The organism is Shimia sp. (assembly GCF_039969785.1).
Taxonomy (GTDB): domain Bacteria; phylum Pseudomonadota; class Alphaproteobacteria; order Rhodobacterales; family Rhodobacteraceae; genus Shimia.
The window spans coordinates 165,367-186,817 of record NZ_JBDVNC010000017.1 but is presented as its reverse complement, the minus strand read 5'-3'; the positions used below and the strand labels follow the sequence as shown (position 1 = coordinate 186,817).

Annotated in this window: 20 protein-coding genes; 12 read left to right on the top strand and 8 right to left on the bottom strand. The window is 54.6% G+C overall.

The window, feature by feature from the left end; translation table 11 throughout:
- Positions 1–5: 5 nt before the first annotated feature.
- From ABJI08_RS09060 to trxA, 4 genes are read left to right on the top strand one after another with little or no spacing between them, the layout of a single operon-like run.
- Positions 6–674 (top strand): nucleotidyltransferase family protein, encoded by a 669-nt coding sequence (locus ABJI08_RS09060; RefSeq protein ID WP_348401503.1) that lies wholly within the window; start codon positions 6–8, stop codon positions 672–674.
- Entirely contained in the window at positions 667–3,588 is a 2,922-nt protein-coding gene (addB, locus tag ABJI08_RS09055) for a double-strand break repair protein AddB (RefSeq protein WP_348401502.1), read from the top strand. The genes ABJI08_RS09060 and addB overlap by 8 nt, the downstream gene beginning before the upstream one ends.
- Positions 3,585–6,980, top strand: coding sequence for a double-strand break repair helicase AddA (gene addA, locus ABJI08_RS09050; RefSeq protein WP_348401501.1), 3,396 nt, complete (start codon positions 3,585–3,587; stop codon positions 6,978–6,980). The genes addB and addA overlap by 4 nt, the downstream gene beginning before the upstream one ends.
- A gap of 35 nt (positions 6,981–7,015) precedes the next feature.
- Complete coding sequence (gene trxA, locus ABJI08_RS09045) at positions 7,016–7,336, top strand: thioredoxin (protein WP_348401500.1); 321 nt, start codon at positions 7,016–7,018, stop codon at positions 7,334–7,336.
- 61 nt (positions 7,337–7,397) lie between these two features.
- Here the strand turns inward: trxA and ABJI08_RS09040 are convergent, their stop codons facing one another.
- Positions 7,398–8,303 (bottom strand): hypothetical protein, encoded by a 906-nt coding sequence (locus tag ABJI08_RS09040; protein WP_348401499.1) that lies wholly within the window; start codon positions 8,301–8,303, stop codon positions 7,398–7,400.
- Between the two features lie 100 nt (positions 8,304–8,403).
- Here ABJI08_RS09040 and hslV point away from each other — a divergent pair, with 100 nt between their 5' ends.
- The 3 genes from hslV (at position 8,404) to ABJI08_RS09025 (ending at position 11,702) form a co-directional block, all read left to right on the top strand.
- Entirely contained in the window at positions 8,404–8,961 is a 558-nt protein-coding gene (hslV, locus tag ABJI08_RS09035) for an ATP-dependent protease subunit HslV (RefSeq protein WP_348401498.1), read from the top strand.
- Positions 8,962–9,112: 151 nt separating this feature from the next.
- Entirely contained in the window at positions 9,113–10,423 is a 1,311-nt protein-coding gene (gene hslU, locus ABJI08_RS09030; protein ID WP_348401497.1) for an ATP-dependent protease ATPase subunit HslU, read from the top strand.
- A 40-nt stretch (positions 10,424–10,463) separates the two neighbouring features.
- Positions 10,464–11,702, top strand: coding sequence for an MFS transporter (locus ABJI08_RS09025; RefSeq protein ID WP_348401496.1), 1,239 nt, complete (start codon positions 10,464–10,466; stop codon positions 11,700–11,702).
- Here ABJI08_RS09025 and ABJI08_RS09020 read toward each other — a convergent pair.
- The 3 genes from ABJI08_RS09020 to ABJI08_RS09010 are packed head-to-tail and all read right to left on the bottom strand — an operon-like array spanning position 11,685 to position 13,959.
- On the bottom strand, positions 11,685–12,269 hold the full coding sequence (locus tag ABJI08_RS09020) for a Smr/MutS family protein (RefSeq protein WP_348401495.1): 585 nt from the start codon (positions 12,267–12,269) through the stop codon (positions 11,685–11,687). The two genes, ABJI08_RS09025 and ABJI08_RS09020, sit on opposite strands and share 18 nt — an antisense overlap.
- The gene (locus tag ABJI08_RS09015; RefSeq protein WP_348401494.1) at positions 12,266–13,303 is read right to left on the bottom strand and encodes a murein transglycosylase A; all 1,038 of its coding nucleotides are present in this window, start codon (positions 13,301–13,303) and stop codon (positions 12,266–12,268) included. Before ABJI08_RS09015 ends, ABJI08_RS09020 begins: the two co-directional genes overlap by 4 nt.
- On the bottom strand, positions 13,300–13,959 hold the full coding sequence (locus tag ABJI08_RS09010) for a Tim44/TimA family putative adaptor protein (protein WP_348401493.1): 660 nt from the start codon (positions 13,957–13,959) through the stop codon (positions 13,300–13,302). The genes ABJI08_RS09015 and ABJI08_RS09010 overlap by 4 nt, the downstream gene beginning before the upstream one ends.
- 104 nt (positions 13,960–14,063) lie before the next feature.
- Between ABJI08_RS09010 and ABJI08_RS09005 the strand changes: the two genes are divergently transcribed.
- A complete protein-coding gene (locus ABJI08_RS09005; RefSeq protein ID WP_348401492.1) occupies positions 14,064–14,546 on the top strand; it encodes an FxsA family protein in 483 nt (160 codons plus the stop codon).
- A gap of 54 nt (positions 14,547–14,600) precedes the next feature.
- On the top strand, positions 14,601–15,101 hold the full coding sequence (gene secB / locus ABJI08_RS09000) for a protein-export chaperone SecB (RefSeq protein WP_348401491.1): 501 nt from the start codon (positions 14,601–14,603) through the stop codon (positions 15,099–15,101).
- Between the two features lie 34 nt (positions 15,102–15,135).
- Here the strand turns inward: secB and dnaQ are convergent, their stop codons facing one another.
- Genes dnaQ through ABJI08_RS08980 form a run of 4 tightly spaced genes read right to left on the bottom strand, consistent with a single transcriptional unit; the run spans position 15,136 to position 17,879 of the window.
- A complete protein-coding gene (gene dnaQ / locus ABJI08_RS08995; protein WP_348401490.1) occupies positions 15,136–15,867 on the bottom strand; it encodes a DNA polymerase III subunit epsilon in 732 nt (243 codons plus the stop codon).
- Positions 15,860–16,453 (bottom strand): dephospho-CoA kinase, encoded by a 594-nt coding sequence (coaE, locus tag ABJI08_RS08990; RefSeq protein WP_348401489.1) that lies wholly within the window; start codon positions 16,451–16,453, stop codon positions 15,860–15,862. Before coaE ends, dnaQ begins: the two co-directional genes overlap by 8 nt.
- Entirely contained in the window at positions 16,450–17,283 is an 834-nt protein-coding gene (locus ABJI08_RS08985; protein ID WP_348401488.1) for a shikimate dehydrogenase, read from the bottom strand. Before ABJI08_RS08985 ends, coaE begins: the two co-directional genes overlap by 4 nt.
- Complete coding sequence (locus ABJI08_RS08980) at positions 17,280–17,879, bottom strand: Maf family nucleotide pyrophosphatase (protein ID WP_348401487.1); 600 nt, start codon at positions 17,877–17,879, stop codon at positions 17,280–17,282. The genes ABJI08_RS08985 and ABJI08_RS08980 overlap by 4 nt, the downstream gene beginning before the upstream one ends.
- Positions 17,880–18,291: 412 nt before the next feature.
- On the opposite strand from ABJI08_RS08980, the gene ABJI08_RS08975 reads away from it, so the two are divergent.
- The 3 genes from ABJI08_RS08975 (at position 18,292) to mnmE (ending at position 21,441) form a co-directional block, all read left to right on the top strand.
- On the top strand, positions 18,292–18,741 hold the full coding sequence (locus ABJI08_RS08975; RefSeq protein WP_348401486.1) for a CopD family protein: 450 nt from the start codon (positions 18,292–18,294) through the stop codon (positions 18,739–18,741).
- Positions 18,742–18,860: 119 nt separating this feature from the next.
- The gene (gene rho / locus ABJI08_RS08970; protein WP_348401485.1) at positions 18,861–20,132 is read left to right on the top strand and encodes a transcription termination factor Rho; all 1,272 of its coding nucleotides are present in this window, start codon (positions 18,861–18,863) and stop codon (positions 20,130–20,132) included.
- Between the two features lie 10 nt (positions 20,133–20,142).
- Positions 20,143–21,441, top strand: coding sequence for a tRNA uridine-5-carboxymethylaminomethyl(34) synthesis GTPase MnmE (mnmE, locus tag ABJI08_RS08965; RefSeq protein WP_348401484.1), 1,299 nt, complete (start codon positions 20,143–20,145; stop codon positions 21,439–21,441).
- Positions 21,442–21,451: the final 10 nt, after the last annotated feature.

The window sequence follows — 21,451 nt, the reverse complement described above, 5'->3', positions numbered from 1 at the left end:
CGGTAATGATGTTTGCAGCTGGCTTTGGCACCCGGATGGGGAACCTGACCGCAACGCGCCCCAAACCATTGCTCAAAGTAGCCGGAACCCCTTTGATTGATCACACTCTAAACATGGTGCGCGCCGTAAATCCGCTCCGGATCGTGGTGAACACTCATTACCTTGCGGATCAGATAGAACATCACCTGAAAGATCAGAATATTGACCTGTCGCCTGAACTCCCCGACGTTCTGGAAACGGGTGGTGGCTTGAAGCACGCGCTGCCATTGTTGGGCGCTGGCCCAGTTTACACAACCAACACAGACGCCATTTGGGCCGGTCCTAACCCGTTCAGCCTGGCTTTGGAACATTGGGACCCTGACAGGATGGACGCGCTGGCGGTTTGCATTTCGCCCGAAAATACCGTTGGTCACACTGGCGCCGGCGACTTTGTGCTGGGATCAGACGGCACGATAAGACGGGGCCCGGGCCTGATTTATGGAGGCATACAAATCCTTAAGACAGAAGGTTTGAATGACATTTCCGACAAGGTATTTTCTCTCAACCGGCTTTGGGATCACATGATCCGGGATCGTCGGTTTTTTGGTGTCGCATATCCCGGAAAATGGTGCGACGTCGGGTCCCCGCAAGGCATTGAGCAGGCCGAAACACTCTTGAAAGCACACCATGTTTGAGCCGTCAGAGACACCGCGCGTATACGCCGTTCCACCGGGCGCAGACTTCCCTGCGGTTCTGGTTAAAGGTCTGACAAACCGGATGGCCTCGCGATCCCCCGGGGAAATGGCGCGTGTGCAGTTGATCGTGAACACGTCACGCATGGCACGGCGGGTCAAAGCCCTGTTTGACGCCGGGCCAGCAATGTTGTTGCCCCGGATCGAGCTTTTGACAGATATCGGGCGTGGCGCGGCGGCTGACCTGCCCGCGCCTGTTTCCCCGGTCCGAAGAAGGTTCGAGCTGATCCAGCTGATCAGCCAACTTTTGAAGCAGCAGCCCGACCTTGCCTCGCGCGCATCAATTTATGATCTGGCCGACAGCCTTGCCGGTCTTATGGACGAAATGCAGGGCGAGGGCGTTCCATTCGACGCCATCGAAAAATTGGACATTTCCGATCAATCCGGCCATTGGGCACGCGCCAAGACGTTTCTGAGCATTGTTCAGCACTTTCTGGACGACACCGATCAGGCACCAGACGCACAAACTCGCCAGCGGCACATCGTGCAAGCCCTGATCCAATCATGGGACCAGGCGCCGCCATCCCACCCGGTAATTATTGCGGGATCGACTGGTTCACGTGGCACAACCATGTTGTTGATGCGTGCAGTTGCCCAGTTGCCTCAAGGCGCCATTGTTCTTCCCGGTTTTGACCAAGACATGCCCGCGTCTGTTTGGGAACATCTGTCTGATCCACTCAGCAGTGAAGATCACCCGCAATTCCGGTTCCGCAAACTTTTGGAAACGCTCAGCCTTTCGGCTCCAGGCGTGGCACAATGGGCTGACACGGCGCCGCCTTGCCCGGAACGCAACCGTTTGGTTTCGCTCGCATTACGCCCCGCACCCGTTACCGACCAATGGCTGTCCGATGGCCCGTCGCTAAGCAATCTTGAAGAGGCCACCGCAAAAGTCACGTTGATCGAAGCGGCCTCGATGCGGGAAGAAGCGTTGGTAATTGCATTGCGATTGCGACAGGCGGCAGAGGATGGGCAAACGGCTGCGTTGATCACCCCGGACCGAATGCTGACCCGGCAAGTGTCAACCGCGTTGGATCGGTGGGATATAGAGCCGGACGACAGTGCGGGTACGCCGCTGCAACTATCGCCGCCGGGCCGGTTTCTGCGCCATGTGGCCGCGCTAACATTGCACAAACTGACCTCTGAAATGCTGCTGACATTGTTAAAGCACCCGCTGACCCATAGCGGCGACAACCGCGGCCCGCATCTCAGAAACACGCGCGAACTGGAATTATGGCTGCGGCGCAAGGGTGTTACTTTTCCAACGCAGCTTGATTTTGAATTGTGGGCCGTGACGCAAAAACAAGAGGTCGAAGATTGGCTTGCGTGGCTATCGGCCTTTTGTGATCTTGAGTCTCAGGGCACGCTTTCGCTGTCTGATCGGCTGACTGCGCATATTGATCTGGCCGAGCGCATTGCGCAGGGGCCCGGCGACGGGTCCGGCGCGCTTTGGGATAAAAAAGCCGGCCAAGAAGCCCGCAAACTTGTGGATGAGATCTCAGAAAACGCAGGGGTGGCCGGTCCTGTTTCGGCGCTTGATTACACCGATTTGTTTGGTGCAATCCTGTCCCGATCAGAGGTGCGCGACCGGGACAGCGGGCATCCGGATATCCTGATCTGGGGCACGCTCGAGGCCCGTGTGCAAGGCGCCGATCTGGTGATTTTGGGCGGCCTGAACGAAGGCAGCTGGCCCGAAGCGCCAACGCCCGATCCCTGGCTCAACCGCAAAATGCGTCACGACGCCGGGCTATTGCTGCCTGAGCGCCGGATTGGCCTGTCGGCGCATGATTTTCAGCAAGCCGTCTGTGCCCCCGAGGTCTGGATCTCGCGATCTGTTCGCTCTGATGAGGCTGAAACCGTTCCGTCACGATGGATCAACAGATTGATAAACCTATTGGGTGGCCTGCCGGACCAGGGTGGAGAGACCGCCCTATCTGACATGCGCCGCCGGGGGGATCACTGGCTTGGGTTGGTACAGACAATGGAGGATTTTGAACCGACCGCAGCCGCGCCACGCCCGTCTCCAACACCACCACCAGCATCGCGGCCCAACCATCTGTCCGTTACTGAAATTAAACGGCTGATCCGCGATCCTTATGCGATCTACGCAAAACATGTGCTCAGACTTCGGGCCCTGAACCCATTGATGCGCACCCCTGACGCCTTGTTAAGGGGTATCGTCGTGCATGAGGTTCTCGAAGAATTCATTCGGGGTGCGGGCGACCCGGACGCAATCAACAAAGACCGGTTATTGCGGATTTCAGAGACTGTTCTGGCGCAAAACGTCCCATGGGCCACGGCAAGAACGCTTTGGTCCACGCGGTTGAACCGGTTATCTGACCACATTATCGCGGGCGAAAAACAACGGATGAACAAGGCGGCCCCAATCGCGTTTGAATGTTCTGCAACCGGGCGCATTGACTCACTTGATTTCACCTTGACGGCCAAGGCAGACCGCATCGACAAAACTGATGATGGTCGGTTGGTCCTGTATGACTACAAAACCGGCGCCCCTCCATCCCGCGATCAGCAGATATTTTTTGACAAACAGTTGCTGCTGGAAACCACATTGGCCGAGCGGGGCGACTTTAAGGATTTGGGGCCCGCCATGGTTGCCGACGCCATCTATATCGGCCTTGGCAGCTCCCCCAAAGACCAGCCAGCGCCGCTTGACCACAGCTCTGCACAACAGGTTTGGGACGAATTTGTCGACCTGATCACCTGCTATAGCGTCGAAGGTAAGGGGTTCACATCACGCCGTGCCATGCACTCAGATGCGGATGCCGGGGATTACGATCAACTGGCACGGTTTGGCGAATGGGACGCCACCGACGAAGCCGTTCCCGAGGATATGACGTGATGATGCGCAACGATGCAACGGAACGACAGGTTCAGGCCGCGAGTCCCGGCGACAGCACGTGGCTCTCGGCCAATGCGGGGTCGGGTAAGACCCGTGTTCTGACGGACCGCGTCGCGCGCCTGTTGCTGAACGGCGTCCTTCCGCAACACATTTTGTGCCTGACCTACACCAAAGCCGCCGCCAGCGAGATGCAAAACCGGCTGTTCAAACGGTTGGGTGCGTGGGCGATGAAGAACGACGCCGATCTGCGCGCCGAACTGGTCGAGTTGGGTGTCGATGGCAAAATCAGCAAACCCGAGCTTAGAGAGGCGCGCACATTGTTCGCGCGCGCCATCGAGACCCCCGGCGGGTTGAAGATCCAAACCATCCACTCATTCTGCGCTGCGCTCTTGCGTCGGTTTCCGCTGGAGGCGGGTGTTTCTCCGTTATTCACCGAAATGGAAGACAGGGCATCAGCACTGCTTCGCCATGACATTGTTGATCAGATGGCAGGTGGAAAAGACGCACAAGTGGTGCACGATCTGGCGCGGCATTTTACCGGCGAATATCTGGACGATCTGACCGCCGCCATCATTCGCAACGCGGAACTGTTTCGCGGTCCAACTGATCTTGCCAAGCTACATGACGCATTTGGGGGCGATCCGTCTCTGGATGAATCCGGGCTTGAGAAATCCGTTTTTCTGGGCGGCGAAGTTGCCCTGATCGCTGATCTGATCACAGCCTGCCGGGCAGGCGGGGTGCGCGATCAGGCTGCTGCTGACAAACTGTCGATGCTGTCCGACCTGAACTTACAGGCGCTTCCAATACTGGAAAGCGTCTTTTTGAGCGGAAAAGGCGCGAAAGAGCCGTTTACCGCCAAGATCGGCACGTTTCCAACTAAGAAAGTTCAAAAGGACAATGCGTCCTTGATGGATCGCGTCGAAGACCTGATGCGCCGCGTCGAAAGCGCGCGTGACCCGCGACTTGCCTTAAATGCGGTCCGTCGCAGCGAAGCGTTGCACGTATTTGGGCACCGCTTTCTGCAGCTTTATGAACACCACAAACAACAGCGCGGCTGGCTGGATTTTGACGACCTCATTTTGCGCGCACGCGCCCTTTTGAACGACCCGACCGTTGCAGAATGGGTTCTGTATCGTCTGGATGGCGGCATTGATCATATTCTGGTCGACGAGGCGCAGGATACCAGCCCAGCGCAGTGGCAAGTAATTGAACGGCTGGCGCAAGAATTCACTAGCGGCAGCGGCGCGCGTTCCGATGTTGAGCGTACCATTTTTGTTGTGGGTGACAAAAAGCAATCGATTTACAGCTTTCAGGGCGCTGATCCTGCTGAATTTGACAGGATGTGCCAAGAGTTCGCCGCGCGTATGCAGCCCTCTGGTCATCAACTTCAACGCCTCAGTCTGGAATATTCCTTTCGGTCGTCTTCGGCCATTCTTGGGTTGGTTGATACCTGTTTCGAAGGCAAACACGGCGCCGGTTTCCCGCGCGAAAACAAACATCGCGCCTTTCAACACAACATGCCGGGTCGGGTTGATCTTTGGCCGGTTGTCGAGCCCGGAGAGAAATCTGAAAAGTCCGATTGGTTTGATCCTGTCGACCGTCTGGGCGAAACGCATCATACAGTTGTCTTGGCGGAACGTATCGCTGACGAAATCAAGCGGCTCATTGATGCAAAAGAGACTATTCCGGCGCAAAAGCTTGATTCTGGGATGTATTCCCAGCGCCCGGTTCAAGCCGGGGATTTCCTGATCCTGGTCCAAAGACGGTCCGAGCTGTTTCATGAAATCATCCGCGCGTGCAAATCCCGAGACCTTCCAATTGCGGGGGCTGACCGACTAAAGGTTGGCGGCGAAATGGCCGTACGAGATCTGGCGGCCTTACTGTCTTTCCTCAGCACACCCGAAGACGATCTTGCACTTGCCACGGCATTGCGGTCTCCGATTTTTGGATGGTCCGAACAGATGTTGTTCGATCTGGCACACCGTCGACCCAAAGGGTTTCTTTGGGAAGAGCTTAGAAAACGGCGCGAAGAATTCCCCAAAACGCTGTCGATTATTGATGACCTTCTCAGCCAGACCGACTTTTTGCGCCCCTATGACCTGATCGAACGCATTTTGACCCGCCACGCCGCGCGGCGAAACCTGCTCTCTCGTCTGGGGTCCGAAGCAGAAGACGGCATTAACGCGCTATTGTCCCAAGCGCTGGCTTATGAATCCAGCGCCGTGCCCAGCCTGACAGGGTTCCTGTTGTGGATGGAAACCGACGATCTGGAAATCAAACGCCAGATGGATAGCGCCGGAAACCGCATTCGCGTCATGACTGTGCATGGCTCCAAGGGCTTGGAATCACCCATTGTCATCATGCCGGATACTGCCAAAAGGCTGGTCAGAACGGACGCGCCCATTGTTCCGCTGCAGGGCCAGGCAGCATGGAACATGCCTGCTGATCTCGCACCTCGCAACCTGTTGGACGCGCGCGAAACCATGATGAATGCCCAGCGCGCTGAACGCTTGCGGCTGCTTTATGTGGCCATGACCCGGGCTGAAAAATGGCTGATTGTCGCCGCTGCCGGGGATTTGGGCAAAGACGGCCAAAGTTGGTACGACATTGTGCGCGACGGCATGACACATATCGGCGCTGAGCCTTGGCAATATGCGGGCGGACCGGGGTTGCGATATGCACTTGGGGACTGGTCCGGCCCGATTGTTTCGTCAACGACAGACGCGACACGCGCGCAAACGGTATTGCCTGATCGCTTTATCCGCCCGGCGCCCGAACCCCAGCGCCCTGCGCCTCTGTTCAGCCCGTCCGACCTTGGCGGCGCCAAGGCGTTGCCCGGTGATTTAGGGCAGGATGAAGAACAGGCAAAGCAATACGGCACATGGATACATCTGCTGCTGGAACACTTGCCTGTGGCCGCAAAAACAGAATGGCCCGCGTTGGCCCGGCACCTGCTCAAGTCGGACACAGCTCCCATCGACCCAACCGTGTTTGACGACCTGTTGTCCGAAGCATCCCGCGTTTTGGAAACCGAATCTTTCGCTCACATCTTTGATCCAAAAACGCTGGCCGAAGTGCCGATTACAGCAAATCTCGGCGCGGGTCGGCTCAGTGGGATTATCGATCGGTTGATTATCCACCCCGATCGCGTGATTGCCGTGGATTTCAAATCTAACCGGAATGTCCCCGGGTCCCCGGATCAGGTTCCAGACAGTCTTTTGCGGCAGATGGGGGCCTATACGCATGGGCTGGCTCAGATTTTCCCGCAACATCGCATCGAAACCGCCATCCTTTGGACAAGGACGGCACAATATATGGTGTTACCACACGATCTTGTGACAAATGCGCTGACCGCATCAGGGTACCTTGACGCTCGCCCAGAGGCTCCTTAGGTTCATCCAACCCAATTCCATTCAGGAGACCTTTCATGGCAACCGTTGCTGTCACCGATGCCACCTTTGACGAAGAAGTAAAAAATTCCGACGTGCCCGTCGTTGTGGATTTCTGGGCCGAGTGGTGCGGACCCTGTAAGCAAATTGGGCCGGCGCTGGAAGAACTCTCTGCAGAGCTGGAAGGCAAAGTAAAAATTGCCAAGGTTGACGTGGATTCAAACCCTAATGTCGCCGCATCAGTTGGCGTGCGTGGCATTCCTGCGCTGTTCATTTTCAAAGACGGTCAGGTCATTTCAAACCGCGCTGGCGCCGCTCCTAAAGCGGCCCTGCAAAGCTGGATCGAAGACTCGATCTGATCTTTTTAGAGATTACCGAAAGGGCGCCTCTGAAAAGAAGGCGCCCTTTTTCGTGCCTAAGCTAAACCGGCCAGCCCAACGCGCTAAATCTTGTCCGGATTTTCTCTTCGGCTTCAGGTCGCCCTGCGTTGATCGACATTTTTTGAAGAAACCACCAGACATACCCGGCAAAGTCAGGTACCGGCCCACGCACGGCGTCAAATGCGCCTTCTACTCCCAAGCGGCCCACATCTGCGGTAATGTGGTGAAAATCGATATTGGCAAATGTCACGCACGGCTTGCCGAAAAAGAACCCTGAAAACCCGACGCTTGAATTTTCAGTCACCACATAATCACAACGTGGCAACAGGCTCTCCATCTCGCCCATGCGCAATTCCAGCCGATCAAACTTTGCATCCAGCGCTTCAAGCGCTGCAAAATCCTCTTCAGAATAGGTTTCCTTGGGATGCAGTGCTGCGATCACGCGTCTTTTTGGCTCGTGGAGCAATGTTTGCCGGATCATCTCTATCGGGCTGCAGGATTGAAAGGACCGACATTGCGTAAGCCGCCCCTGCAGCGGAATATAGACAAATCCGTCCCAGCCAAAGGTCTTCATGGCATCTGAAAACAGACGTTTTTGCCAGAACAAATAAAACTGGCGGGCAACATCAGCGTCAATCGCATCGGGATCAAACCGCGCCTTGGCAGCGTCCCAATGCCACCGCTCATTTGTGCGCTCGATCTGCCAAAAGGGGTAATAATACGCCCGTCGAACAGTCACGGAATTCCGCGCCAATGGTTCCTGCATGTGAAACAGCGAATATCCCGGCGCAAAGGTGTTGGTTAAATCCGGGCTCAGGTACTCGGCCCGAAACCCCGCATCGGCCAACACCGACGCGACCTTGTTCAGGAAATTATGTTCCCCTGCTGCCGCGCTTTGCCGAAGCCCGTCAGGCAGGTAAAACCGAATGCTTTTTTCGCCCATCATGTGGCCGACGCTATGCCGACAAAACCGCCACGACAAGGCCCGCCCTTGTGCCTGCGCCCCTGCAGCCTCATATAGGTCGTCGAGTTAACAGGAGTACGTCATGGCGGAAGATCAGTTTCCCGGTTGGCACGGCACCACAATCATCGGTGTCAAAAAAGGTGGAGAAGTTGTGATTGCGGGTGATGGTCAGGTATCCCTTGGCCAGACCGTCATCAAAGGCACGGCGCGCAAGGTGCGTCGGCTTAAACCGGGTGGGCACGACGTGGTCGCCGGGTTTGCCGGGTCGACCGCCGATGCATTCACTTTGTTGGAACGTTTGGAGATCAAGCTCGAAGCGACACCCGGGCAGCTGGCACGAGCCAGCGTTGAGCTGGCCAAAGACTGGCGCACTGACAAATATCTGCAAAAGCTTGAGGCGATGCTGATTGTTTCAGACGGCACCGATATCTTTGTGATTACCGGGGCCGGCGACGTTTTGGAGCCCGAACATGATGTGACCGCAATTGGATCCGGCGGCAACTATGCACTCGCCGCTGCACGCGCATTGATGGACACGGACCATGACGCCGAAACAGTTGCGCGCAAAGCGATGGCCATCGCTTCTGACATTTGTGTCTATACCAATGGCAACCTGACTGTCGAAAAGATCGGCGGCTAGGATGTCTTGTCGGAAAAACTGATGATGAGTGCCGCACCCTGCTTATCGAGATTGACGCTCGGGGCGGTAAATTGAAACCCGGAGGAGAAGGCCGGGCGCCGATAAAACGGCAGCCGCTTACTGACTCCGGTGAAGACGTGGAAGAAACCAAATGACAAACCTGACCCCCCGCGAAATCGTCAGCGAACTTGACCGTTTTATCATCGGTCAGAAAGACGCCAAGCGCGCCGTGGCCGTGGCCCTGCGCAATCGCTGGCGCCGCAAACAGCTAAGCGATGATTTGCGCGATGAAGTTTATCCCAAGAATATCCTGATGATTGGCCCCACCGGTGTTGGAAAAACCGAAATCAGCCGTCGTTTGGCCAAACTGGCCCGCGCGCCTTTCATTAAAATCGAAGCGACTAAATTCACCGAAGTTGGATATGTCGGGCGTGACGTGGAACAAATCATTCGTGATCTGGTTGATGCCGCGATTATCCAGACCCGCGAAACCATGCGCGAAGACGTCAAGGCCAACGCACACCGCGCCGCCGAAGAACGTGTGATTGAGGCCATTGCCGGGGAGGACGCGCGCGAAGCCACGCGTGAAATGTTCCGCAAAAAGCTAAAAACAGGCGAGCTGGACGACACTGTCATCGAACTGGAAGTGTCCGAAACTTCAAACCCGATGGGCGGCATGTTCGATATTCCCGGACAACCCGGCGGGCAAATGGGCATGATGAACATTGGCGAACTGTTCGGCAAGGCGCTTGGCGGGCGGACCGTCAAACGCAAGATGAGCGTTTCGGAAAGCTACGAGGTGCTGATTTCTGAAGAAGCCGACAAATTGCTGGATGATGAGACCGTCACACGCGCCGCACTGGAAGCGGTTGAACAGAACGGCATCGTGTTTCTGGATGAGATCGACAAGGTTTGTGCCCGGCAAGAGGCGCGCGGCGGTGACGTCAGCCGAGAGGGTGTGCAGCGAGACCTGCTCCCATTGATCGAGGGCACAACCGTCAGCACCAAACACGGTGCGGTCAAAACGGACCACATCCTGTTTATCGCATCTGGTGCGTTCCACATCGCAAAACCGTCTGATCTGCTGCCCGAACTTCAGGGGCGTTTGCCGATCCGGGTAGAGCTTAGAGCGCTGACAGAGGAAGATTTTGTGCGCATTCTGACCGAAACCGACAATGCGCTGACGCTGCAATATACCGCCCTGATGAACACCGAAGAGGTGGTTGTCACGTTTACCGAAGACGGTATCAAGGCGTTGGCAAAAATTGCGGCTGATGTGAACCAGTCCGTTGAAAACATTGGCGCACGCCGCCTTTACACTGTTCTGGAACGCGTGTTCGAAGAACTCAGCTTTTCGGCACCAGACCGGTCGGGTGAAGAAATCACGGTCGACGCGCAATTTGTCGATAAAAACCTCGGAGAACTTTCTAAGTCTGCCGACCTGAGCCGCTACGTGCTCTGAACCCCTTGCGCTTTGCGTGGGCGCCGTCATTGTGGCGCCCATGTCTGGTACCTCAATCTCTACATTAAAATTTCTACGTGAAAACGCGCCATTTCTGGCCGCCGGCGCGTTGTTGTCATTTATGTCGAGCTTCGGGCAAACATTTTTTATCTCAATTTTTTCTGGCGAAATCCGCGAAACCTTTGGGTTGTCCAATGGCGATTGGGGTCTGATCTACATGTTTGGCACAGGCGCATCGGCGGTTGCCATGCTGTGGGCTGGTGGATTGGCTGACAAGGTGCGCGTCGGCGTGCTTGGCGTCGCTGTGATTGGCCTGTTGGCTTTGTCTTGCTTTGCTATGGCTCTAAACCGGTGGGTGCTATTGCTGCCGCTTGTGGTGTTTTCGCTGCGTCTGATGGGGCAGGGGATGAGCAGCCATGTGGCTTTTGTCGCTATGGTGCGCTGGTTTGTGGCGACACGCGGGAGGGCGCTGGCAACAGCCACGATGGGCTTTATGACCGCCGAAGCCATGATGCCTCTGACCTTTGTCTGGCTCAAAACCTATTTCGATTGGCACACGCTTTGGTTCGGATGCGGCCTGTTTTGTATCCTGATGATGCCCGCTCTCTACTCGCTGTTGCGCAAAGAACGGAATCCTAAAAGCGTAGCGTCAGAATCGTCCGTCCGGGGTATGTACGGACGGCACTGGACAAGGGCCGAGGTCCTGCGTCACCCGCTTTTCTGGTCAATCGCACCCGCACTTTTGGTTTTTCCAGCTTTCGGTACTGCCTTTTGGTTTCATCAGGTACATTTCGCCGAGATCAAGGGCTGGGCACACTTGTCATTGGTTGCTGTTTTTCCGTTGGGGACCATCACATTTGCGTTGTCTACCATCTTTTACGGCTGGGCGATTGACCGATTTGGTGCCGCGCGCCTAATGCCTGTGTACCTGTTGCCTCTGGTTGCGGCATTTATAGTGCATGCTTATGCTCCCAATGTTGGTTGGGTTGCTTTTGGCGTGGTTCTCATGGGAATGGCCGGAGGTGGGCAAGCGACATTGCCCAATGCAGTCTGGGCTGAATTTTATGGCACGGCCCATCTGGGCTCGATCAAATCTGTCGTGGCAGCTGTGATGGTTCTTGGGTCAGCTATTGGACCTGGGCTGTCTGGATGGCTCATCGATCTTGGGGTTCCGTACGAAAATCAGCTTCTGGGATTTGCAGTGTGTTTCGTAATGGCCAGCATTGTTATGGTCGGTCCTATTCACAGGGCACACGTGAAACTATCGGCGACGGCTTAGATAAACGTAATACGCGCCACCACCACCGTGCTTCAAATGTGCTTCAGCAACCTGCAACACAACAGACCGGAGCGGGGGCAGGGCAAGCCACTGAGGCACCTGATGTTTTAGAACTCCGCGCCGCGTTGGGATGGGTCCTTCATCACGCCCGGATTTGCCTTTACCCGTAATCACCAGAACCAGACGTTTGCCTTCTGAATGCGCGCGCATCAGGAACCCGGTCAAGGCAGGATGCGCCTGATCGATCGTCATGCCGTGTAGATCAATCTTGCCTTCGGGCACCAGTTTGCCGCGCTTAAGGCGGGTAAACGCCTTTTTGTCCATCTGGACCGGTTGTTTGGCCAATCTTTCAGACATCGGCGGCACATATTCGTTTGACGGCAGCCGCGTGGCCGCCCGGGCACCCACCTGAAACTCCGGTATGCGCACCTGCGGTGTCTTGACGGGCTTAGGTTTTGGTCTGGGCAGTTGTTGCTGTTTCGATCGCTCCGGGTGCATACGATGGGCACTATCCGTCACTTTGCGCCACAGGGCCACCTCATCGTCTGTCAGTTTGCGCCTGCTCACAAAATAGACTCCGGTAACATCGCATAGGCGCGCTGAATCGGGAACAAAACAATCATGCGGCCCTCGTCTTTGAGCTTACCCGCTGCCTTTCCGGCGGCGTCCCCAGTGCCAAAAAACACATCCGCGCGTTGTGCGCCCTTGATCGCAGACCCGGTATCTTGCGCAATCATCAATCGCCTCAGCGGATTTTCGCCGTCTTTTTCAACCCAGACCGGCGCACCAAGTGGTGTGTGCTTAGGGTCGACCGCCACAGATCTCATGGTCGTTATCGACCGATTCATCGCGCCAAGCGGGCCCTGTTCAGGTGGCACGCGATTAACAGTGCGAAAAAAAACATAGCTGTTGTTGTGGCGAAGCAGCTCGGCCCCATCGACCGGATTTCGGCGCACCCAGTTCTTAATCACCTGCGCACTGACCTGATGCGCATTGTACACGCCACGCCGCACAAGTTCGACTCCGATCGACCGATACGGGTGGCCATTCGCACCGCCATATCCAACCCGAATATAGGACCCGTCAGGCAACCGAATGCGACCCGATCCCTGAATTTGCAAAAAGAACAGCTCGACCGGATCATCAACCCAGGCAATTTCCAAACCCCGGCCCGACATCACACCAGAGGTTTCAATGTCCCGTCTTGTCATCCAGGTTCTAGCCGATTTCGCCTCAGGTGGCATGCGATATAGCGGATACTGATACCGCCCGCCGGGTGACCGCGCGCCATCCAGTTCCGGCTCAAAATACCCGGTAAACAAACCCGGCGCGCCGTCTTCAATCAAAACAGGACGAAAAAGCAGCTCAAAGAAATTGCGCGCGTCCTTGATGCCCGTCGCAGCAGCGCAAATTGTCTGCCAATCCGGGGCATCAAAATCCATGCACGTGTTCAGAAACACCTGTCGCGCAGATTCGTGATCGTCCTGCGCCCACCCATCAAGGTCTTGGAAAGACAGGATTTTCATCGTTGTTTCGGACACAGCACTGCCTCCGGCCATCACCAGGACAGCCGCAAGCGCCGCCCGAAACGTGCGGATCATTCGCCAGTGGCAACAAGCTGCCAGTTAGGATCGTTTGACCCCATACCGCGGGCAAAGGTCCAAATATCCTTTTGCCGCTTGATCTGGCTTTCGCTGCCTTCCACGATCTCTCCTGCGCGGTCCCTTACAACATAGGTCAGTTCACCGACAAACCGCACAGCAATTTCGCCTTCGCGTGACGTCTTATCAAACCGCGCTTCATGCAGCGTCATTTCCCGCACGCCAACAAATTCGCTTTGAATTGTCAGGCCCTGTTTTTCACGGGCCTCAACAACCTCGGCAAAGGTTTCATAGACATCCGAACCCAGAAACGGCTTGATCGAGGCAAGATCACCTTTTTCAAATCCCATAAGGATCATCTCATAGGCCCCTCGAGCGCCCTGAAGGAAATCGCTGACGCCAAAGCTCGGCTCTGCAGATTTCATCGATGCCAAAGCCAGCGCGGAATCACTGCCTTCTTCGGCGTGATCCAGAATATCGCGATCTGGTCCACCCTCTATAACTTCCAGCTCGGGCCCACGACGTTCCGCAGGTTGCTGAGAAACCTCACGGGGGGCTTCATATCCGTCTCGGGTACCTAAAACATTCTTCAGTCGCAGGATCAGGAAAATGGCAATACCGGCTAAAACCAGCAACTGCAAAATGGATGAATTCATTTCGACCTCAGGTTGGGCATGGAAACACGTTGTTACGGCACTTATGTAAGTCACCAGCAAGGTCAAGTCCACCTTGGCGGAAAGTCCTATGGAGTAAAGAAATCATGTGGCTGCTTTTGATATTTGTTGCCGTACCATTGATCGAAATCGCGTTGTTCATTCAAGTTGGTGGTTTAATTGGCCTTTGGCCAACTTTAGGCATCGTTCTTTTGACCGCGATTGCCGGAACTTGGTTGGTCAGAACTCAGGGCGTCATGGCCATTGGCAATCTGCAACGCTCGTTTTCGGAACTCAATGATCCGACAGAACCGCTAGCCCATGGTGCAATGATCTTGATTGCGGGTGCTCTCTTGTTGACTCCGGGCTTTTTTACGGATTCCGTCGGATTTGCCCTGTTGATGCCGCCAGTTCGCATGGCTGTCTTTGGGTATTTGCGCAAACGCGTCAGCGTCAAAAGCTTTTCGATGGGCGCGACAAGCCAAACACAACGTCCATCTGCACGTGCGGACATTATCGATGGCGAATTTTCCGAGGTTGAAACACCAAAAAAACCAACCCACCAGCCCTCGGAATGGACAAAGCATTGAGGCTCTGCTTTTGAACTGATAAAGCAGTTCAAATCTGATTTTTAGGAGACACAGATGGCAGAGAACGGCAACGGCGCAGAGCAGGGTGCAGCAGAAGCGCCTCAAGTCAAAATGAATGTATTGGCGCAGTACATTCGCGACATGTCATTTGAGAATATTCTGGCACAAAAAGGCGGCGGCGGAAATGCGCAGCCCGACATTCAGGTTCAGGTAAATCTGGATGCCAAAAAGCGCACGCCCGATCACCAATTCGAAGTGATGACAAAGCTGAACATCGTCGCCAAAAATAAAGACGACAGCGCGGAAATGTTCATCCTCGAACTGGAATATGCAGGGGTTTTCCACATCGAAGGCGTGCCGGAAGAGCAATTGCACCCGTTTTTGCTGATCGAATGCCCACGTCTGTTGTTCCCATTCCTGCGCCGGATCGTCAGCGATATAACCCGCGATGGTGGCTTCCCGCCATTGAATTTGGAAACCATCGATTTCATGGCGTTGTATCGCAGCGAAGTTGCGCGGCGCGCAGCCGAAGCCACGCCTGAAGTGACCAACTGATACCAGATGACGGGCGCTGCCGCTCAGGCGGCGCCTATCCTTGCTTGTTCCAAAGCGCCGTATCTCCCATTTTTTCGACAAATGCCTGATGGGCTTTTTCTTCATCCGCTGTCAAACGGGATGCAAGAGGCGTTGGTCGCTTGGTCGGTCGCCATTCAGACTGAGGGCTTGCCGCGTTCTGACTGCTTGAGCCAGTGGCCAGCACCAGATCCGGTTGGCGCCCGCCAATAAGCTCCAGATAGACATCAGCCAGAATTTCGGAATCCAACAACGCGCCATGCAGCGTACGGTTCGAATTGTTGATGCCAAACCGTCTGCACAACGCATCCAAAGACGCCGGAGAGCCGGGAAATCTCTTCCGTGCGATCGCAAGCGTATCAATCGCCTGTTCCCATGGGATTTGGGGTAGGCCAAGCCAGCGCAACTCGGCGTTCAGAAATTTAATGTCAAAGGACGCATTGTGGATTACCAGCTTTGCGTCACCGATGAAGTCCAGAAACTTCTGACCTACTGCGCTGAACAACTGTTTGTCGCGCAGCGTCACGGCACCCGGTTCAGGTGGTTGCGGCGGTTCAAGAAGGTCCGGGCCAATACCATGCACCTGAAAAGCATCCATCGGCATGGTCCTTTCCGGGTTCATGTATTCGTGAAACGTCTTTCCGGTCGGCAAATGGTTAAACAGCTCGACGGCTCCGATTTCGACAATCCGGTCTCCTGATTCCGGATCAAAACCCGTGGTTTCCGTATCCAAAACGATTTCACGCATCTGCCATCCACCCTTTGATCGTCTCAACTATTTTGAACACCTGCTCACGCGCGTGTTCAGGTGTATCTGTTTCGATTACGAAATCAGACCGCGCCCGTTTTTCTTTGTCAGGCAATTGTTTGGCGCGGATTTGTTCAAACTGCTCTTGGGTCATCGTACCGCGTTCCATAACCCGCATTTTTTGAATTTCGGGTGAAACAGTGACACATATAACCGCATCCATGTCGACATGGCCATTGCCTTCAAACAACAACGGAATGTCAAAAACCACGATATCGACCGTGGCACTTTCAAAGAATTTCGCCCGATCAGCAGCAACCAGCGGGTGCACAATCTGTTCCAGGGTTTCGAGAATGCTGGCGTCTTTCCGGATCATTTCTTTCAGACGGCCGCGCGACACGGCCCCATCAACAATGGCGTCGGGCAAAACATAACGAATGGGCCCAACCGCAGCGCCGCCCTTCGAATACATCCGATGCACCGCCGCATCCGCATCCCAAACTGCGCATCCGGCTTCGGCAAACATGTAGGCGGTGGTGGACTTGCCCATGCCAATCGACCCGGTCAGACCCAATCGAAAGCTCATGACAATATCGCCTGACGGGTTTCATCATCCACAACGGGACGTCGGCCAAACCAACGCTCAAACCCGGGCACCGCCTGATGCAACAACATGCCCAAGCCATCTACTGTCACGCATCCACGCTCTGCAGCGAACTCAAGCAGCGGTGTTCGCATCGGCGTATAAACCAGATCGGTGACAACGGTCTGGCTATGCAATCCGTCCAGCGGCACCCGCAACTCCGGTTTTCCGGTCATGCCCAACGATGTGGTGTTTACCAACGTGGCCGCTTTCTCAAGAATATTGCCCGCCTGAACCCATTCAACCACCGAAACACGGGCGCCAAAGTCTTCGCGCAGCTTTTCAGCCCGTACACGTGTGCGATTGGTCAGCAAGATTTCGGGGACACCCGCATCCAGAAGCGACGCAATAATTGCCCGCGCTGCGCCACCCGCACCTAACACAACCGCCGGTCCCGCGCTGGCTTCCCAATCTGGCGCACCCTGCCTTAGATTTTCGATAAACCCATAGCCATCGGTATTGTCCCCCAAAATGGTCCCGTCATTGCGAAAAATCAGCGTATTTACAGCACCAATCAGCGTTGCGCGATCCGTCACCTGATCAACATATTCCATCACACGTTCTTTGTGCGGAAGCGTCACATTGGCGCCCACAAATCCCATTCGCGGCATGGCTTTCAGAACAGACCGCAGATCAGCTGCCTCAACCTCTAAGGGCACATAATGACCGGTCAGGCCGTATTTTCTCAACCAATGACCGTGTAGTTTTGGCGACTTGGAATGTGCAATCGGGTCTCCGATCACCCCGGCCAACGGAATCGACGGCAAAGTCATTGTGGCAGCTCTCCTTGCAATGTCAGATAGGACAGTATTTCAACAAGAGGCATCCCAAGAACCGTAAAATAGTCGCCATCCAGCTTTTCAAACAGACGCACACCTTCAGATTCAAGCATATAGCCACCAACACAATGTTGAACACTTTCCCAGTTCCTGTCGAGGTACGCATTCAAATAACTATCGCTAAAGTTCCGCATGAAAAGTCGGGCAACACCAACAAACCGCCAAAGCGGCTCTCCGTCTTTGTAAATCACCGCCGCCGACAACAACATGTGCCGCTGCCCGCGCAGTTGAAGCAATTGCGCCCGCGCATCATCTTTGCTGGTCGGTTTCGAAAACACCGTCCCTTTGAAATCCAAAACCTGATCGCATCCTAAAACCGTTGCGCCTGGCATCTTTGCGCTCACTTTGCGCGCCTTGGACTCTGCCAACACATCCGCGATGTCGCGGGGCGACGCACCCTCTGCTTCCAAAGACCGGCGGATCATGTCTTCATCCACCCGGGCCTTTGCGACCTCAAATGACACGCCCGCATTTTTCAGCAATTGCGCCCGAATGGACGACCCGGACGCAAGGATCAAACTGGATGCCATGTGGATATCCCCGTGGAAAAGCTTGAGGGTTTCTTAAGCATTATCACTGGAAAGTTAAGGCGTCATTTTTCTGCTGGGGACAGGTCGCATGTTTCACGACCCGTCGTGGGTTTTTTGCACAGTGGATGAGGATAACTTTTCGCCGTGGATGAACTAAGAGCATACAGTTTCATCGACAGGTTTTTCCACAGGCAATATTTCTCCAAAAATCCGCAAATGTTTGATAATACGTAAATAAATCAAGAAGCATTCGCGTTCTCCCACCTCAGGATTCTACGCAGGAAACCGTGGATAACTGCCGGGACAACTCAATAATCCCAAGAAATCCCTGACACTACTTAATCATCATCCTTTTCTATATTTCTTTATTTATTTAAGAGGGGCTGAGAAACGGAACAAGGAACATAGAGAGATGGGTTACTTTCTTGTCGACATCTATCCATACGTTCTGACCTTCCACATCATCTCTGTGATCTCGTGGATGGCGGGTCTGTTTTATCTGCCACGCTTGTTTGTCTATCACACTGAGCGTGCCAAAAAGGGTGATACCCTTGATGAAACGCTCAAGATTATGGAGTTCAAGCTTCAGCGCTACATCATGGCCCCGGCAAGCGTCGCTGCATGGGCCGCAGGCCTGGTTTTGGTGTTCACCCCAGGGATTGTCGATTGGAGCGCTGTGTGGCCGTATACCAAAGCTTTTGCCGTTCTATCGATGACCGTGTTTGATCATTGGCTCATGCAGATGCGCAAAAAGTTCGGGCGCGATGAAAATACGCTGACTGGGCGGCAGTTCCGATTGATGAACGAAGTGCCAACCGTTCTGATGGTTATTATTGTTGCGTCTGTGGTCATAAAATTCTGATAGAATTGACTCTGAACGCCACAGCCCTTACATAGCGCTTAACAGGCCCGTCCGGGCCATGTGTCTTCTATTTTACAGACAAAACGACCTGCCCGTTGCGGCAGACACAGGATATTTCCATGACACAAGAAACACTGGCTTTGGGTTATCTCAAGTCAAAAAGCCCCAAAGACCTTCTGTCCATGGCGGAAGAGCTGGAAATCGAAAACGCCTCGACCATGCGTAAAGGCGAAATGATGTTCCAGATTCTGCGCGAACGTGCGGATGAAGGTTGGGAAATTTCAGGCGAGGGCGTGCTTGAAGTGCTCCAGGACGGATTTGGTTTCCTGCGCGCACCTGAGGCCAACTATCTGCCGGGCCCTGACGATATTTACGTCTCGCCAGATATGATCCGTAAGCATTCGTTGCGCACCGGGGATTCGATTGACGGCGTGATTAAAGCGCCAGAAGAAAGCGAGCGCTATTTCGCGTTGACGAATGTTATGCAAATCAATTTTGAGCCGCCCGAAAAGGCCCGGCACAAGATTGCGTTTGACAACCTTACGCCGCTTTACCCCGATGAACGTCTGAATATGGAGATCGAAGATCCCACAATCAAAGACCGTTCCGCGCGGATTATCGATCTGGTTGCGCCAATCGGTAAAGGTCAGCGGTCGCTGATCGTTGCACCGCCGCGTACTGGTAAAACGGTTCTGTTGCAAAACATTGCGCATTCGATCGAAGCCAACCATCCGGAATGCTATCTGATTGTTCTTCTGATCGACGAACGGCCAGAAGAAGTGACCGACATGCAGCGTTCTGTGAAGGGCGAAGTGATCTCGTCCACCTTTGATGAACCAGCAACCCGTCACGTTGCCGTGTCTGAGATGGTGATCGAAAAAGCCAAGCGTTTGGTCGAGCATAAACGAGATGTTGTTATTCTTCTCGATTCAATCACAAGACTTGGTAGAGCGTTTAACACTGTTGTGCCGTCATCAGGTAAAGTTCTGACCGGTGGTGTCGACGCAAACGCGCTGCAACGCCCCAAACGTTTCTTTGGTGCTGCCCGGAATATCGAAGAGGGCGGATCGCTGACGATCATCTCAACTGCGCTGATTGATACCGGTAGCCGTATGGACGAAGTTATCTTCGAAGAATTCAAAGGTACGGGTAACTCGGAAATCGTTCTGGATCGTAAGGTTGCAGACAAACGCGTCTTCCCGGCCATCGACATTCTCAAATCCGGCACACGGAAAGAAGAACTGTTGGTCGACAAGGTTGATCTGGCTAAAACCTTTGTTCTGCGTCGGATTCTGAACCCGATGGGCACCACAGATGCTGTTGAGTTCCTGATTTCGAAACTCAAGCAGACCAAGTCCAACTCTGAGTTCTTTGACTCTATGAACACCTAAGGTTTGTGCGATGGCCTATGTGCCGGAAACAATTTTCGCCTTGGCAACGGCCCCCGGTAAAGCGGGGGTCGCTGTCGTTCGTATATCCGGATCTTTGGCCGCGCAGGCTGGGTGCGCGCTTTTTGGCAAGTTGCCAGAGCCGCGTGTCGCGACATTGCGATCCCTGAAAGACCAGAAAGGCGGGGCGCTCGATCAAGCCCTCGTTCTCTTTTTTCCTGAGCAAAACAGCTTTACCGGTGAAGAAGTGATCGAGCTGCATTTGCACGGCTCTGTTGCCGTTGTGAACGCAGTTCTGCGCGAATTGTCTTCGATTTCGGGTTTGCGGCTTGCCGAACCTGGTGAATTCACCCGCCGCGCTCTCGAAAATGGATGTCTTGACCTTGCACAGGTCGAAGGCCTTTCCGATCTGATCGAGGCGGAAACCGAAGCCCAGAGACGTCAGGCCTTGCGAGTTCTGTCGGGGGATCTGGGTGGATTGGCAGATGGTTGGCGTACGCGTTTGATCCGTGCTGCCGCACTGTTAGAGGCGACAATTGATTTCGCTGACGAAGAAGTGCCCGTCGATGTGTCGCCAGAAGTGCGCGAATTGCTTGGATCTGTGCGCAGCGAATTGCTGACGGAAATCTCGGGCGTTGAGACGGCAGAACGCATCCGGACTGGATTTGAAGTGGCCATTCTCGGCGCACCAAATGTTGGAAAATCCACACTTTTGAATGCTTTAGCCGGCCGGGAGGCCGCTATTACGTCTGAATACGCTGGCACGACGCGCGATGTTATCGAAGTACGTATGGACCTGAACGGTCTTCCTGTAACGTTGCTGGACACCGCTGGCTTGCGAGAAACTGAAGACCATGTCGAAGGTATTGGAATTGCCCGCGCGCGTGAAAGAGCCGACGCAGCCGACTTGTGTGTCTTCCTGGTGGAACATGGCAAGGCTCCAGAATTCGAGTTGCGGGATAATGACATCCTCCTCACGGCCAAGGCGGATGAGGTTGATGTTACCGAAAACTCAGTTTCCGGGGTTACAGGGCAGGGTGTTAGCGCGCTGGTGCAACGGATAACATCGGTGCTGTCCGAACGGGCGGGCCGCTCAGGTATTGCCACCCGAGAACGTCATCGCTTTGCAATGATCCGTGCAAGGGATAATCTTGAAGCTGCGGATCAGGTTTTGGCGCTTGGACCAGATCATTACGAAATTACCGCAGAAGAGTTGCGCAGTGCGATTCGGGCTTTGGATTCGATTGTTGGTCGCGTAGATGTCGAAAACCTATTGGATGAAATCTTTTCGAGCTTCTGCATTGGCAAGTGAGGAGTGTTTC